This window comes from Sphingopyxis sp. LC363 (genome assembly GCF_000756385.1).
GTDB lineage: Bacteria > Pseudomonadota > Alphaproteobacteria > Sphingomonadales > Sphingomonadaceae > Sphingopyxis.
This window is the reverse complement of sequence record NZ_JNFC01000005.1, coordinates 36,364-51,506: the sequence shown is the minus strand read 5'-3', so window position 1 is coordinate 51,506 and position 15,143 is coordinate 36,364. Positions and strand designations below refer to the sequence as shown.

Here is a 15,143-nt window from a genome sequence, read left to right as displayed (position 1 = left end):
GCCCCTAGCGCCGCCGCTCCAGCCACCATGTCTGCCGCCAGCCATAGGGGCTTGCGATTGCCTCGCCCGCCGCGTTGGTCGCGGGCTTGAAGCGAAACCGCTCCTCGATTAGCCGGCACGTCGTTTCGTCGAGCGAAGCGTCGCCGCTCGACCGGGTGACGCGGCACCCGCTGACCCGGCCGCTGGCCTCGATGGTGAAGCGCACCTCGACCTCGCCCCCGGTTTTCGCCCGGCTCGCTTCGCGCGGATAATCGCGGTCGCGGATCGTCCCGCTCCGCCACGCAGCTTTGGTGCCCCCGCCGGTGCCGCTCCCCGCGCCGCCTGCGCCCGTCCCGTCGCCGCGCCCGCCTGCACCTGATCCCGGTCCGGTTTGGGGGGCGGCGCCCGCCGAGATATCGTTGCCGGCCCCGGGTTTCGGCGCAGCCGCGACGGGCGGGATGACCGGCGGCAGCTTCGGTGGCGGCGCGGCAACCGCCGTGGCCCTTGCCTCCTTGTTGGCGGGCGAGGCCTTGCCGCTGGCCTTTTCGCTTGGTGTCTCCGCAGGCCGAGCCTCCGAGCGGGGCGGGGGAGGGGCCGGGATCGCGATAGCCGTGATGGCTTCACTCGCCTTGCGAACGACGTCGAGGTCGAGGCCGCTCGCAAGACCGAAACCGACCGCGACGACGATCATCAGGGCGCTGCCGCCGGCCAACACACGCTGTCTTGTCGATATGTGCCCCGTATAGGCCATCGCGCCGCCTCTCATCGCGCGCCGCGGCGCGCAATCGACGTCCGGCTTAGAGGAATTCGTCTAGCGTGGACATGAACCGGTCGAACTGATCGTGGTGCAGCCAGTGGCCGGCATTTTCGAACTCGATGACCTTTGCTGTGTTGAAATGCTCGAGCCGGCCGTCCTTCTCGGGATTCGAGGCCCAACTGTTCGCGCCATAGAGGAGCAGGGTGGGGCAGGCGATCGCGCCCCATAGCGACGCGATGTCGTCCTGCCGCATGTCGAAGGCGGGCCAGACGTTCAGATAATTGTCGAACTTCCAGCTCCACGTCCCGTCCTCGTTACGGCTGATGCCGTGGATCGTCAGGTGGCGCGCCTGCGCTTCGGTCAGATAGGCGTTCTCGCCCATCATGCGCGCCAGTGCATCTTCGAGCGTAGCGTAGCGGCGCGGGGTGCGTCCCGCCGCCTGCCTCTTGTCGTCGATCCATTTGCGGAAACGCTCTGCATAGCTGGTCTTCGCGCGCTCGGCGATCACCTTGGGGGAGGGCCCGAGCCCTTCGATCGCGACGAGCTTGCGGACATTGTCCGGATAAAGGCCGGTATAGCGCAGCGCGATATTCCCCCCCATCGAATGCGCGACGATCGACAGCGGTCCGAGGTCGAGCTGATGGATCAGCTGCGCGAGGTCGTAGACGAAGCCGTCCATGTCGTAATTGCCGTCGGGCGACCAGGCGCTGTCGCCATGACCGCGAAGGTCGGGGGCGATGATATGGTAGCGATCGCGGAGCTTTTCGGCGACCCAGTCCCAGTTGCGGCAATGGTCGCGGCCGCCGTGGACGAGGAGAAGCGGCGGCGCGCCGCGATTGCCCCAGTCGACATAATGAAGTTTCAGCCGCTGCGAGATGAAGCTGTTCGAGGTGGGGCCGGCACTTGCCATCGGATCATCCTTGCTGTCTGTTCCAGTTTCAAAAGGCGACTGGTTTCGATCCGTCAACCCCGCATCGTCCAGGTCGTCGCCAACCGTGGAGAAGAGGATGAATGCGATGTCGACATTTCGGGATAACCTGCTGGCAGGAAAGACCGCCTTTGTCGCAGGCGGCACAAGCGGCATCAACCTTGGCATCGCGAAACGCTTTGCCGAACTCGGCGCGAAGGTCGCCGTCGCCGGGCGCGATCCCGATAAGGCGGCGCGCGCGGCAGCGGAGATCGGCAAGGGGGCGCTCGGCCTTACGGGCGACGTGCGCGATTTTTCTGCGATCCGCGGCGTGATGGAACAGGTCGCGGGCGAACTGGGGCCGATGGATATCGTGATTTCGGGCGCGGCGGGGAATTTCCTCGCACCCGTGCTCGGCATGTCGGCGAACGCCTTTCGCACGGTCGTCGACATCGACCTCAACGGCACCTTCAACGTGTTTCGTGGCTGTCATGATCTGCTCAACCGGCCGGGCGCCTCGTTGATCGCGATTACCGCGGGGCAAGCGATCAACGCCTCGGCTTTGCAGGCGCATGCCTGTGCGGCGAAGGCGGGGATCAACCAGCTGATTCGCGTGCTCGCGCTCGAGTGGGGGCCGGAGGTGCGGGTGAACGGCATCTCGCCGGGACCGATCGCCGATACCGAAGGGATCAAGCGCCTCGCGCCCGACGCCGAAACACGGGCTGCGCATTACGACCGGATCGCGATGAAACGGTGGGGCCGGATCGAAGAGGTCGCCGAATCGGCGGTGTTCCTCTGCTCGCCGGCCGCGGGCTATATCACCGGCACGATTCTCGACTGCGACGGCGGCAGCCAGATCGGCGACGCGTCGCGCGGCGACCTGACGAAGGGAATGGCCTGACAGCAAAAACGCCGCCAACCCGATGGGGCGGCGGCGTTTTTAATGGTGGGCGTGGCAAGGATTGAACTTGCGACCCCTGCGATGTCAACACAGTGCTCTACCACTGAGCTACACGCCCATCCCTTGGGGTGACGCGGCCCCTAAAGGCCTCTGCGCGGCTTGGCAAGCCCTTCCTTCGAGTCTGTTCCAACAGTTCGGCACCGGCCCGCTCCCCCACCCGGCCTCCCATAGGCTACTATCGTCAGGGAGGCCCTTCGACGCCACGCGTCGTCTTGGGGCGCTGGGGGACCGGGCCGGTGCCGCCTCCGCGCGAGCGGAAAAGAAGGCTATTGCTGGTTCGACCGGTCCGCACGGCCGAACAGATTGTCGACCTCGCGCACCAGATCCTTGAGGTGGAAGGGTTTCGACAAGAGCTTGGCCTGCGGCACATTTTCCTCGGCGCGCAACGACACCGCGGCGAATCCGGTGATGAACATCACCTGCGTCTGCGGCGCCGCCTTCGCGGTGTGCTGCGCAAGTTCGATCCCGTCCATTTCGGGCATGACGATATCGGAGAGGAGCAGGTCGAAGGTTCCCGAATCGATATAGGGCACGGCGGCGGTGCCGCGGTCGACCGCAGTGACGTGATAGCCGGCGGTTGTCAGCGCTCGCGCCAGATACTCGCGCATCACATCATCGTCTTCGGCGAGCAAAATGCGAGTCATGCTGAAATCTGTTCCCTGGTCTTTCGGCGCCGCCCATTCGTTCGGAATGCGCCTTCAAAATCCCGTCCGGCATAGCGTCAGAGATTTAACAAATTGACGCGGACACTGGATTTGTCCGGCTTTTTTTGCCACCCATCGTTCATGCCCTCCCGCACCATTCCGCCCACGGCCATCGCTGTCAACCGGCCTGAGGTGAGCAGCCCGGTCGTGGTGTCGGTGCCGCACGCCGGGCGCATCTATCCGCCCGAGATCCTCGCCGCCGCCCGCGTTGGCCGGCCCGAGCTCGAACGGCTCGAGGATAGCTGGTGCGACCTGATCGCCGCGGGTGCCGCCGATGCGGGTGCCACCGTCGTGCAGGCCCTGTGGGCACGCGCGGTAGCCGACCTCAATCGCGGCGAAGGGCAGATGGCGCCGGGCGAGGTCGCGATGCCGCTTCGGATGCAATTTTCGGCGCCGGGGCGAAAGGAGCGTGCGGGGCTCGGCGTGATTCCGACGCGGCTTGCCGACTGCGGGCCGCTGTGGAGGCGGCCGATCGATCATGCAGCACTGCATTGGCGGCTCGAATCGTTCCACCGGCCCTATCATGCTGCGCTGGCCCGCACGCTGGAGGAGGCGCGGCGCCGGTTCGGACATGCGATCCTGATCGACCTGCATTCGATGCCCCCGATTCCTGCCGGCCAGATGGGGCATGGTGCGCGAATCGTCGTTGGCGACCATTTCGGAGCGACGGCGGGCGCATGGCTGGTCGATCGGGTCATGGCATCGGCGGAGTGTCTGGGCGCGCCGCTGTCGCGAAATCAGCCCTATGCCGGCGGGCATATCGTTCGAACACATGGGAAGCCGGGACATGCGATCCATGCCGTGCAGATCGAGATCGACCGAAGCCTGTATCTCGCGCCCGGCCGAACGCCGGATTCGGAACGGGTCATGCGTCTTGCGAACTGGTTTTCGAACCTTGTTGCCGAGGTCGGTCGAGCGACCCCCGACTCGGAAATTTATCCCGAGGCAGCCGAATAATAAAAAACCACCTCGTACCGAAGTACGAGGTGGCCAGGGTCCAGGGAGGACGCGTCCGCGCCAAAGCTGACGGGACACTGGCCGCGATGGAAAGGGGGAAAACCATGGCGGCGTAGTTTGAATTTAGGGATTTGTTCGCCGACTTACAAGAAGCGACAGTATAGAATCTGCAATTTGCAGGAAATTGGTCGGGGAGAGAGGATTCGAACCTCCGGCCCCTGCCTCCCGAAGACAGTGCTCTACCAGGCTGAGCTACTCCCCGACCGATCTGCGCGCCGACCGGGGTCGCCGCGAAGGCAGGGCGGTCCTCTAGACGCGCAATCTGTGAACTTCAAGCGCCAATCGGCACATTCAATGCAATTGCCGTAGCTACAGCATTTCGGCAGTTCGAAAGCTGAAATGACCGCCCGCAACGAAAATCAGATGATCGGCCAGATCGATGTCCATGGTCCGCAGGAAAAGCGCGGCAGCGTGCGTCGCGCGGATGTCGGCATCGCTCGGCCAGGGCGTGTCGGAGGGGTGGTTGTGCGCCATGACGACCGTCGTAATGCCGCCATCGACGAGCGTGCGCCAAGCGCTCGGCGGGATAACGCAGCGGCCCGATCTATCGCCATCGACGCGTTCGAGCCGCACGAGGCGTTCGAAGGCGTCGAATGCGGCGAGGAACAGGGTTTCGCGCTCGTCGTTGAACATCGGGCGCAGCAAAAGGCGCGCGAAATCATCCTCAAGCTGGCACGGCACGAAGCCAGCCAGCGCCGCCGGATCCGGCGCTTTGCCGAGGGGTTCGAACAGGGTCATCGCCGTCCCCATGCGCTCACGCAGCGCGATTCCCAACGTCCGACTGCCCCGCATCGGAGGCTTTGTGACGCAAGCCATGCCGCTTCCCATGTTGTTCCCTTGTCCCGTCGCGGCGCGAAGCCTAGCACCAAGGGACAAAGCCGGGAGCCGAGTCTTGTCTGATTCCATCCATTATGAACTGCAATATCTCGACCTGATGCGCAGGATCTGGGTCGAAGGCGACGAGCGCGTCGATCGCACCGGCGTCGGCACGCGCTCGCTGTTCGGCGAGACGATGCGATTCTCGCTGAAGGACGATGCGATTCCGCTGCTGACCACCAAGCGCGTCTATTGGAAGACCGCGCTGCGCGAGATGCTGTGGTTCCTGACCGGCGACACCAATATCCGGTCGCTCGTTGCGCAAGGCGTGCGGATTTGGACCGACTGGCCGCTCGACAAATATCGCCGCGCGACGGGTGAGGCGATCAGCGCCGAGGATTTCGAGGCGCGGATCATCGCCGACGTGGATTTCGCCGCCAAGTGGGGCGATCTCGGGCCGGTCTATGGGCACCAATGGGTGAACTGGCCCCGCTACGAGCCGGCGGGCGACGGACTCTTCCGCCGCTCCGAGCGGGGCCACAACCAGATCGCGGCGCTGATCGATTCGCTTCGCAACAATCCGGGGTCGCGCCGGCATATCTTCACCGGCTGGAACGTCGCCGATCTCGACCGGATGGCGCTGCCACCCTGCCACATGACCTATCAGTTCCACATCCGCAGCGACGGCGGACTGTCGTGCCTGCTCTTCCAGCGGTCGTGCGACCTCGGTCTCGGCTTTGCGTTCAACATCTTCGAGGCGGCGCTCCTGACGCGGATGATCGCCGAGATGTGCGATCTCACTGCGCATGAAGTCGTCTGGACCGGCGGTGACGTCCATCTCTATCTCAATCACGCCGAACTGGTCGAACGGCAGTTGCAGCGCATTCCCGAAGGCGCGCCGAAGCTGCGCATCATTCGCCGGCCTTCGAGCATATTCGACTATAGATTCGAGGATTTCGCGGTCGAGGATTATGCGCCGCAAGCGCATATTTCCGCGCCGGTAGCGGTCTGACCGCCGGCATTGCATTCGTATGACGACAGTAATAATATGTCGCCACGTTGAAATATAACTAGGTGCGCGATTCGCGCCCGAAGGGAAGAAGATATGCCTGAGACGACCCCCCAAAAGGAGGTTGGGCGTCCGGCGAGCAATTTGCCGCCGCTGTCGCTTCATATCCCGGAACCGCGCTATCGTCCGGGCGACACGCCCGACTTCGGCGATATCGAGGTCCCCGCCGTCGAAGCGACCCCGCGCCCCGGCGAAGCGACCAAGCCCGATGCGATGCGCGAGCTTTGCTATGGTCTTGTCCGTGTGCTCGATTTCGATGGGCAGGCGAAGGGGCAGTGGGATCCCCGGCTCTCGCCCGAGCGGCTCCGTTCGATGCTGCGCAACATGATGCTGACGCGGGCGTTCGACGACCGGATGTTCCGCGCGCAGCGGCAGGGCAAGACGAGCTTCTATATGAAGTGTACCGGCGAGGAAGCGACCTCGGTCGCCTCGACGATGGCGATCGACCGGACCGACATGGTTTTCCCGAGCTATCGCCAGCAGGGCATATTGATCACGCGCGATTATCCGCTGATCCAGATGATGAACCAGATCTATTCGAATCGCGGCGATCATCTGCTCGGTCGCCAGTTGCCGATCATGTATTCGGCGCCCGAGCATGGCTTCTTCAGCGTGTCGGGCAATCTCGCGACGCAATATCCGCAGGCGGTGGGCTGGGCGATGGCTTCGGCGTCGAAGGGCGACAGCCGTATCGCGACCGTATGGTGCGGCGAAGGCTCGTCGGCGGAGGGCGACTTCCATTCGGCGCTGACCTTTGCGACCGTCTACAACGCACCGGTCATCTTCAACGTCGTGAACAACCAGTGGGCGATCTCGAGCTTCTCGGGCTTTGCCGGCGGCGAGCGGACAACCTTTGCGGCGCGCGCGGTCGGATATGGCATCGCCGGGCTGCGCGTCGACGGCAACGACCCGCTCGCGGTTTACGCCGCGACGCAATGGGCGGCGGACCGGGCGCGGACGAACAACGGCCCGACTTTGATCGAGCATTTCACCTATCGCAGCGAGGGGCACAGCACCTCGGACGACCCGAGCGCCTATCGCGCCGCCGACGAAGCGACCGCCTGGCCGTTCGGCGACCCGATCGCGCGGCTCAAGCAGCACCTGATCACGCTCGGCGAATGGGACGAGGAGCGCCACGCGGCGCAGGCGAAGGAGCTCGACGAGCTGGTCAAGACGACGCAGAAACAATCTGAAAAGCTCGGCATATTGGGGCACGGGATGCACCAGCCGTTTGAGACGATGTTCGAGGATGTGTTCGAGGAGATGCCTTGGCATCTCAAGGAGCAATGCGATCAGATGCTCGCCGAGCAAGAGGCCAAGTTCGGCCCGGATTGGAAGCCCGAATGATGGCCGAAACCAAAACGATGAACATGATCGAGGCGATCAACAGCGCCATGGACGTCATGCTCGAACGCGATCCGGCGACCGTCGTGATGGGCGAGGATGTCGGCTTTTTCGGCGGCGTGTTCCGCGCCACCGCGGGCCTCCAGAGAAAGCATGGCAAGACCCGGGTGTTCGACACGCCGATCAACGAGTGCGGGATCATCGGGGTCGCGGTCGGCATGGGCGCCTATGGCCTTCGCCCGGTTCCCGAGATCCAGTTCGCCGACTATATCTATCCCGGGCTCGACCAGCTGGTCAGCGAGGCGGCGCGCCTGCGCTATCGTTCGGCGAACGATTTCATCTGTCCGATGACCGTGCGCACCCCGTTCGGCGGCGGTATTTTCGGCGGCCAGACGCACAGCCAGTCGCCCGAAAGCATCATGACGCACATCTGCGGCGTGAAGACGGTGATTCCGTCGAATCCCTATGATGCAAAGGGTCTGCTGATCGCGGCGATCGAGGATAATGATCCCGTCGTCTTCCTCGAACCCAAGCGCATTTATAACGGCCCGTTCAGCGGCTATTACGACCGCCCGGTCGAACCCTGGTCGAAGCATGACGCGAGCGCGGTGCCCGAGGGCTATTACCGCATCGATCTCGGCAAGGCGGCGACGGTTCGCGCCGGCGAGGCGCTGACGATCCTCGCCTATGGCACGATGGTGCATGTGACCAAGACGATCGTCGAGGAAATGGGCATCGACGCCGAGATTCTCGACCTGCGTACGCTGCTGCCGCTCGATATCGAAGCGATCGAGGCGTCGGTGAAAAAGACCGGCCGCTGCCTGATCATCCACGAAGCGACGCGCACCTCGGGCTTCGGCGCCGAACTCGCCGCGCTGGTGCAGGAACGCTGCTTCTATCATCTCGAGGCGCCGGTCGAGCGCGTCACCGGCTTCGACACGCCTTATCCGCATAGCCTCGAATGGGCCTATTTCCCCGGCCCGGTGCGTATCGCGACCGCGCTGACCAAGATTTTGAAGGACTGACGCCATGGCCCGCTATTCATTCCGTCTGCCCGACATCGGCGAAGGCATCGCCGAGGCCGAAATTGTCGCTTGGCACGTGCGTGTAGGCGAACGCGTCGAGGAAGATGCGCAGCTTGCCGACATGATGACCGACAAGGCGACCGTCGAAATGGAATCGCCCGTGTCGGGGATCGTCGTTGAACTGGCGGGCGAGGTCGGCGACCTGATCCCGATCGGCTCGACGCTCGCGGTGATCGAGACCGATGGCGATGGGGAGGGCGAGGTTGAAGCGCCCCCTGCCGATACGCCGATCGAAGAAGAGATTGTCTCGGAGACGCCGGGGGCCGAAGAGGTTTCGGATGCTGAGGCGGTTTCGCTCCCGGTTGCGGAAGGGCCTGTTGAGCCCACTCCGGCCGTTTCTGAAACAACCCCTCCCCCGACCCCTCCCGCAAGCGGGAGGGGAGATAAGGCTGTCCTGGCATCGCCCGCTGTCCGCGCGCGCGCCAAGGATCTGGGCATCGATCTGTCACAGGTGCAATCCGATGGCGACCGGGTCCGTCACGCCGATCTCGATGCCTTCCTGCGTTACAGCGCGGGGCAGGGCTATCACGCCCCCGGCGCCAGCCGTGCGCGCGCCGACGAGCCGATCAAGGTCATCGGCATGCGCCGCAAGATTGCCGAGAATATGGCGGCGTCGAAACGCGCGATCCCGCACTTCACCTATGTCGAGGAAATGGACGTTACCGCGCTCGAAGAGATGCGCGCCGACCTCAACGCCAACCGTGGTGGCCGTCCCAAGCTGACGATGCTGCCCTTCCTGATCGTCGCGATCTGCCGCACGATTCCCGAATTTCCGATGATCAACGCGCGCTACGACGACGAAGGCGGCGTGGTCACGCGCCACGGCGCGGTGCATCTCGGCATGGCGACGCAGACCGACGCGGGGCTGATGGTTCCGGTGATCCGTGATGCGCAGGACAAGAATGTCTGGCAGCTTGCGAGCGAGATCGCGCGCCTTGCCGAAGCCGCGCGCACGGGCAAGGCGAAGGTCGAGGAATTAACCGGCGGCACTTTGACCGTGACCTCGCTCGGCCCGCTCGGCGGCATCGCGACGACCCCGGTGATCAACCGGCCCGAGGTCGCGATCATCGGCCCGAACAAGATCGTCGAACGCCCGGTGTTCGACGGCGACGATATCCGCCGCGCGAAGCTGATGAACCTGTCGATAAGCTGCGACCACCGCGTCGTCGATGGCTGGGACGCCGCGAGCTATGTGCAGGCGCTCAAGAAATTGATCGAGACGCCGGTCCTGCTGTTCGCGGATTGAGATTAATCCTCCCTGCCGCGAAGCGGTGGGGAGGGGGACCGCCCGAAGGGTGGTGGAGGGGCGAGCAACGTTGCTTCCTTGCCCCTCCGTCAGCGCTTCGCGCTGTCACCTCTCCATGGCTTCGCCACAGGGAGGATTAGCCATTACAAGCCCAACCCCTGAAAACTCGACTGGTCGAACTTCAGCTTGAAGGTCACATAGGCGCCCGAGCGCGAATAACGCGCATCCTCGAAATCGCGGTCGTGAAACCCCGCGAAATTATAGCCGAACGTCACATTCGCATTCTTCATCGGCGCCAGCGTGACCGTCGGGCCTCCCGCCCAGCTCGCGGTGTCGCCGCCGGTGCCGACGCGCACGGTGCCCGATGCCCCGACGTCGATATGCTCACCGAGGTTGAAGCGGAAATCGGCGCCGAGCAGGTTCGACCAGCCCTTGACGTCGTCGGCGCCGAATTTGTCGAAATTATAGCGCGTGCCCCAGAAGAAGCCGAATTCGCCGCGTTCATACCACATCCGGTCGCCGCCGCGGCGGCCGCCCACCTCGCGGTTGCCCATCGGCGTCCAGTTGACCGACAGGCTGTTGAGCGCGCGGCGGCTCGTCGCGTCGCCATCGATGGTCAGCGCGCCGCCGCCGATCGGGCTGGCCTCGCCCGCGACGGCGTCGCGCACCTTGTCCGAACGGAATTCGCTCTTGCCCAGCCATGACACGCGCGAATCAGCGGGGCGGTGGGCCCAGCTCAATTCGAAGTTGATGACCTCGGTCGTTGGCGTCGCGCCGCTGCCGCTCGCCTTGGCGTAGGTGAAAAGGGCGCCAAGCGCGCGGCCTTCGCCGAGCTGGCGGAGACCGCCGAGCGTCAGGCCGTACCGGTTGGCGAGTTCGCCGTCGCGATATTCGGCGCGGCCGGTCAGCGTCCAGCGGCCGGCGCGATAGGTCGCGCCGGTGCTGATCGCGACGAAATCTTCGGTCAGCGCGCCGTTACCGCCGAGGAAGCCTCCCGACGCGACCGGATGATCGACATTGAGCACGTCCTTCGCGCGGACGCCGTCGAGCGTCCGGTTGCTGTCGACCGATACATCGACCGACACGCGCTCGCTGAGCTTCAGCGATTGCGACAGGCCATAGGCGGCGAAGCTGCGCGGGCCATATTCGCCAATCTCCTGCCGGTTCGCTGTCGCGAGCAATCGCGCGCCCGACCATGGCGCCAGGTCGAAGCCGAGCCGCGCGGTGCGCGCCTTGATCGTATCGCCGTCGGCGATCTCGTAGCTGCCGACGAAATTGACGTCACGGGTCACCGCAAAACGCGCGCCGAGGCGATGGCGGGTCGGGAAATCAACACTCGCATCTTTCCCGCCCAGCGCGAATTCGGTCTGCGCATCGAGTTCGAGCCGTTTGGCGAAGAGCCGCTGCGTCGCGCCGAGCTGGATGATGTCCGACCGGTTACGCGTGCCATCGGCCAAGCGGTCCTCGGCATGGGTCAGTCCGGCACGCATGACGCTGTTGCCATTGTCATATTCGGCGCGCGCGCGCGCCGCGCGGCGTCGCGCGCTGGTTTCGAGATAATCTTCCTGCCACGCGCTGCCCATCACCGACAGGTTGCGGCTGGCTTTCACGCGCGCGTCGAAACCGAACTTGCGCGTCCCGTTCTCGCCGCTGTTGAGCTGGCCGGTGCCGAAACCAGCCTCGCGCTCGCGGACATAGGTGAGAAAGTCGGCGTTGCTGCTATGATGCTCGGCTTCGATCAGCCATGCCTTCGCGGTGCCGGCGGCGGCCGTGCCGCCGTTGACCGCCTTGGCTTCGCTTACCGCGAGTTCGGCGCGCACCTCGGTCTCGATCGTCGGGCGATAGCGCGCGTCGATCCCGCCGAGGTCGGTGCGGGCGTTGCCGTCCTCGTCGTGGATGAAAGTCGCGCCGACGCGCAATGTCTCGTCGCTCGACTGGTAGCTGACGCGGCCGCCCGCATTGAGCACACGCTGGCCGACGCCGTCGACCTCATATTCGGCGACGATGAATTGTGGATCGAGCGCGGAAGAACGGCTGAGCACCGGTTCGCGCAACCGGATCGTGCCCGCCAGATAATCGATGTCGTAATCGACATGGCGCGATAGGCTGATGCTCTCGACGATGCGCTCACTGTGCAGCCGATCGCGCGTTTCGAGGACAATCCGCTCGCTGTTCGGCAAGATGTCCTTGGCGCCGAGCTGGTACGGGCCCGTCAGGCCGTTACCCTGAATTTCGTCTCGGCGGAAGCGATAGGGGGTGTCGGCGACGAAGGCGGTCGCGGCGAGGTTGCGGCCGCGATACTCCGCCTTGCCGCCGTTGAGCGCGCGCTGGTAGCGGGCGAGTTCGGGTTCGGAAATGCGGGTCTCGATATCGCCGAACATCGCATAGAATTGCGCACGTTCGAGCCGCAGGTAGAGCTTGCGGACCGAGGCGGCGTCGTAGCGCGTCTCGTTGCGGTCGGCGTAGATGGTGTAATAGGCGCGCGGGTCGATCACGCCGCCGAAGCGCGCGTCGTCCTTGTCCTTGTCGCTGTCGTATGCGAGCGTCATCAGCCATTTTCCGAGCACGCGGCCCTTGGCGTACAAGGCGAGACGCGCATCGGCGTTGAGATCGTCGAGCGTCTCGGCCACCGGCTCCATCCGGTCGTCCAGCCTGTTGTATCCGAGCGTGCCGGCGGCGAAGCCGACCACAGTCCACGGACGATTGCCAGGATCGAGCCAGGCCTCGATCGTCTGCTTGCGCGTCACCTTGTCGTCGCGGAAGATGAAATCGATCGCGAGCGTGCCCGATGCCGTCGTCGGTTCGAGTTCGATATAGGCAATGCCGTCGTCGCCGTCGATTTTCCACACCGGCTGCGCGCGTTCGAGACCCGCGAGCTGGCGCGCCTGCTGCGCGTCGGCCTCGACCGCCGGGTAATAGGGAGCGGGAACGCTGAAATCCCCCGTCAGCCCGTCGCGGATCGGCTTGCCGTCGCGATCGGTCAGGCGCACCGCGATCACCGGCCGCGTCACGCCATCGGCGACGAGCGCCGACTTTTCGCGGATCAGCGATGCGCGCATCGGGGTGATCGAATAATGGACGGTGCGTTCGAGCGTTTCGACGGTGGCGCCGTTCGCGTCCTTCACCTCGGCGACAAGACGGTTTTCGCCTTCGCGGATTTCGAGGCCGCGCCACAGGCTGACCGCGACGCTGCCGTCGGCCGACTTGCTCACGCCCTCGAAGGTCAGTGGATCGGCGGGCTTGCCGTTGACGTGAAGCGACACCGTCTGCCCGGGCGCGTGCTTGATCGCGGCGCGGATCGCCTTCGCGCGCGGATTGTGGTCGCTTTCGGGAAAGAGCCAGCCGATGCCCGGTGCCTGGCCGGCAAGCCAGTCGCGGCCCCCACCGGCGGCTTCGGGATCGCTCAGAACCTTGGGCGCCTTGATGGTCGCCTTGTCGGGCGCGGCGCGGGGCGTAGCGGCGAACGCGCGGAAATCGGCGCGCTTCAGCGACCCGCCGCGCCCTTTGACGAAGCGCGAGATGGCGCTGCCGGCGCTCTGCGTCGAACGGGCGCAATCGACCGCTTCGCGATCGAGCGGCAACGTCGACGGGTCGATCTGGACGACATGGATGCCGGGGCGCACGCCCTCGAAATGATAGCGGCCGTCCTCGTCGGTGACGGTGTAGCTACCGTCCTGCAGCATCACGCGAACGCCGCCGATGCCGTCGGCCTTGCCCGGATCGACGCTGCAGCCGCCGTCGGTAATGCGGCCGATGATCGTCATGCGGTCGCCGAGCTGGTCGCGTTTGATCGCGATCGTCGCTTCGGCGATATTGCTTTGTGTTCCACGGTTGTCGGTCGCGCTCGCACGGTTGAGCGCATTGCCGGGCTGCGCCGACACAATGACCTCGGCGAGATAGGTGAGAAGCAGCGATCGCGACGCGGCAATACCGGGCAGGGTGACCGCGAACTCGCGGCCATTCGCTTGGACGAGAGCGTCGGTGCGGACGCCGTCGATGCGCACCGTATTGGCGCGGAGGCGCATGCCGGTGGGCAGCAGATCCCGCACCGTGACGGCGCCGGTGCTGCGGCGGGCATCGCGGTTCGCAACCTCGATGCGATACTGGATCACGTCGCCGGGCACCGCGACCTGTGTCGAGGTCGTTTTACGCAGAACCAGCGGCACCCCCGGCTGATCGACGGGAATATCGACGCGCACGGGGGCGGGGCTGCTCAGCGTGAATATATCGCCGTAGCTTGCGCGCGTGATCTCGAACGGCTGGCCGTCGTCGGGGCGTCGCAAGCTCGCCAGATCGGCGGCGTTTGACTTCGAAGGCGCGGTGAACGGCGCTGGCGGTTCGACGATGAGGCGGTAGCTGCCGGGTGTGACAAAAGGAAAGCGATAGTCGCCCGGCGGAAAGTCGTAGACGGTGCCGCCCGCGTCGGTGACGCTCTGGCCCGTGACCACGCTCGACGGATAGGCCGAGACGCCGTCGTCGCCGAACACCGGTGCCGGCTGGCCGGTCGCTGCGTCGACGATCGTCACGCGGCTGCCGGCAACGGGCGCGCCGTCGCCGCTGTCGAAGACGATGCCGAACGGGTCGACGAGGAAATTGATCGTCGCGAGCCCAACGAGGCTGGCGTTTGCCGAACCGGTGAAGCGTAGCGCCACCGGGGCGCCGGGATTGACCGACAGGCGGCAATCGCCCTGCACGACGGCGGGAGGGACGCCGATCGTGTTGATGAAGCCGACGAATTCGCCGCTGTTGGCCGCGGTCTCGGTCAAGCCGATTTGCTCGCGATCGCCGTTTTCGAGTTCGAGAGCGACGGAGAGAATGTCGCGCGCCTGTGGATCGCTATTCGCTGATGCGAGCGTGATTCCCACCACCAGCACTTCGCCGGCACGGAAATTGTCGGTGCTTTGCAGCGACGCCGGAGCGGTCGATATGCCCGCATAGGCGCCGCCGAGGCTGATCGTGCTCGTCGCGCTACGCGCGGCGGCGCGGCTGCATTGCGTCGGCGCGATCGGTGCCGATTTGGTGCCACCGCCGTTCGTCAGGCGATAGGTGGTAATCGTCGGGCGGTCGGGCGGTTGCGGGCTGACAGTTACATCGACGCGGTTCGACAGCGCTTGACCGGGGCGCCCGTCATGCGTCCACTGCGCCGAAGCGGTGTTGCTGATCATCTGCGCATCGGCCGTGGTTGCGGGCAGCAGCGCTGCCGCGACCAGGGCGGTCACGAGGCCGGAAAAGGTCGTGCGGAGTGCCATACAAGCCCC

General features: G+C 65.2%; 11 protein-coding genes and 2 tRNA genes. 6 read left to right on the top strand and 7 right to left on the bottom strand.

Annotated features, from left to right (window positions below):
- Positions 1–4: 4 nt before the first annotated feature.
- Both FG95_RS03075 and FG95_RS03070 read right to left on the bottom strand, forming a co-directional pair.
- Positions 5–694, bottom strand: coding sequence for an energy transducer TonB (locus tag FG95_RS03075; RefSeq protein ID WP_235211441.1), 690 nt, complete (start codon positions 692–694; stop codon positions 5–7).
- An 82-nt stretch (positions 695–776) separates the two neighbouring features.
- Positions 777–1,646, bottom strand: a complete 870-nt coding sequence (locus FG95_RS03070) for an alpha/beta hydrolase (RefSeq protein ID WP_037553907.1) — start codon at positions 1,644–1,646, stop codon at positions 777–779.
- Positions 1,647–1,752: 106 nt separating this feature from the next.
- Here FG95_RS03070 and FG95_RS03065 point away from each other — a divergent pair, with 106 nt between their 5' ends.
- The gene (locus FG95_RS03065; protein ID WP_037553960.1) at positions 1,753–2,544 is read left to right on the top strand and encodes an SDR family oxidoreductase; all 792 of its coding nucleotides are present in this window, start codon (positions 1,753–1,755) and stop codon (positions 2,542–2,544) included.
- A gap of 43 nt (positions 2,545–2,587) precedes the next feature.
- Here the strand turns inward: FG95_RS03065 and FG95_RS03060 are convergent.
- Both FG95_RS03060 and cpdR read right to left on the bottom strand, forming a co-directional pair.
- A tRNA-Val gene (locus FG95_RS03060) sits at positions 2,588–2,662 on the bottom strand.
- 208 nt (positions 2,663–2,870) lie between these two features.
- Complete coding sequence (gene cpdR / locus FG95_RS03055) at positions 2,871–3,248, bottom strand: cell cycle two-component system response regulator CpdR (RefSeq protein ID WP_037553906.1); 378 nt, start codon at positions 3,246–3,248, stop codon at positions 2,871–2,873.
- A 192-nt stretch (positions 3,249–3,440) separates the two neighbouring features.
- On the opposite strand from cpdR, the gene FG95_RS03050 reads away from it, so the two are divergent.
- Entirely contained in the window at positions 3,441–4,265 is an 825-nt protein-coding gene (locus FG95_RS03050; RefSeq protein WP_235211437.1) for an N-formylglutamate amidohydrolase, read from the top strand.
- Between the two features lie 185 nt (positions 4,266–4,450).
- Here FG95_RS03050 and FG95_RS03045 read toward each other — a convergent pair.
- Positions 4,451–4,527, bottom strand: a tRNA-Pro gene (locus FG95_RS03045).
- A gap of 107 nt (positions 4,528–4,634) precedes the next feature.
- Entirely contained in the window at positions 4,635–5,063 is a 429-nt protein-coding gene (locus FG95_RS03040; protein WP_037553958.1) for a JAB domain-containing protein, read from the bottom strand.
- Positions 5,064–5,217: 154 nt separating this feature from the next.
- Between FG95_RS03040 and thyA the strand changes: the two genes are divergently transcribed.
- The 4 genes from thyA (at position 5,218) to FG95_RS03020 (ending at position 9,885) form a co-directional block, all read left to right on the top strand.
- Positions 5,218–6,153 (top strand): thymidylate synthase, encoded by a 936-nt coding sequence (gene thyA / locus FG95_RS03035; RefSeq protein WP_037553904.1) that lies wholly within the window; start codon positions 5,218–5,220, stop codon positions 6,151–6,153.
- Between the two features lie 93 nt (positions 6,154–6,246).
- On the top strand, positions 6,247–7,557 hold the full coding sequence (locus FG95_RS03030) for a 3-methyl-2-oxobutanoate dehydrogenase (2-methylpropanoyl-transferring) subunit alpha (protein WP_037553903.1): 1,311 nt from the start codon (positions 6,247–6,249) through the stop codon (positions 7,555–7,557).
- A 17-nt stretch (positions 7,558–7,574) separates the two neighbouring features.
- Positions 7,575–8,579 (top strand): alpha-ketoacid dehydrogenase subunit beta, encoded by a 1,005-nt coding sequence (locus FG95_RS03025; protein WP_037553956.1) that lies wholly within the window; start codon positions 7,575–7,577, stop codon positions 8,577–8,579.
- Between the two features lie 4 nt (positions 8,580–8,583).
- Positions 8,584–9,885 carry a dihydrolipoamide acetyltransferase family protein gene (locus FG95_RS03020; protein WP_037553902.1) on the top strand — a complete coding sequence of 434 codons (1,302 nt, stop codon included), beginning with the start codon at positions 8,584–8,586 and terminating at the stop codon, positions 9,883–9,885.
- A gap of 143 nt (positions 9,886–10,028) precedes the next feature.
- Here the strand turns inward: FG95_RS03020 and FG95_RS03015 are convergent, their stop codons facing one another.
- Positions 10,029–15,134 carry a DUF11 domain-containing protein gene (locus FG95_RS03015; protein ID WP_037553901.1) on the bottom strand — a complete coding sequence of 1,702 codons (5,106 nt, stop codon included), beginning with the start codon at positions 15,132–15,134 and terminating at the stop codon, positions 10,029–10,031.
- Positions 15,135–15,143 lie beyond the last annotated feature (9 nt).

Excerpts from the sequence above, each read along its gene's own strand:
- FG95_RS03065 (WP_037553960.1), top strand. The coding sequence starts at position 1,753 with ATGTCGACATTTCGGGATAACCTGCTGGCAGGAAAGACCGCCTTTGTC.
- FG95_RS03020 (WP_037553902.1), top strand. The coding sequence starts at position 8,584 with ATGGCCCGCTATTCATTCCGTCTGCCCGACATCGGCGAAGGCATCGCC.
- FG95_RS03015 (WP_037553901.1), bottom strand. The coding sequence starts at position 15,134 with ATGGCACTCCGCACGACCTTTTCCGGCCTCGTGACCGCCCTGGTCGCG.
- FG95_RS03040 (WP_037553958.1), bottom strand. The coding sequence starts at position 5,063 with ATGACCCTGTTCGAACCCCTCGGCAAAGCGCCGGATCCGGCGGCGCTG.
- FG95_RS03025 (WP_037553956.1), top strand. The coding sequence starts at position 7,575 with ATGAACATGATCGAGGCGATCAACAGCGCCATGGACGTCATGCTCGAA.
- FG95_RS03070 (WP_037553907.1), bottom strand. The coding sequence starts at position 1,646 with ATGGCAAGTGCCGGCCCCACCTCGAACAGCTTCATCTCGCAGCGGCTG.
- FG95_RS03030 (WP_037553903.1), top strand. The coding sequence starts at position 6,247 with ATGCCTGAGACGACCCCCCAAAAGGAGGTTGGGCGTCCGGCGAGCAAT.
- cpdR (WP_037553906.1), bottom strand. The coding sequence starts at position 3,248 with ATGACTCGCATTTTGCTCGCCGAAGACGATGATGTGATGCGCGAGTAT.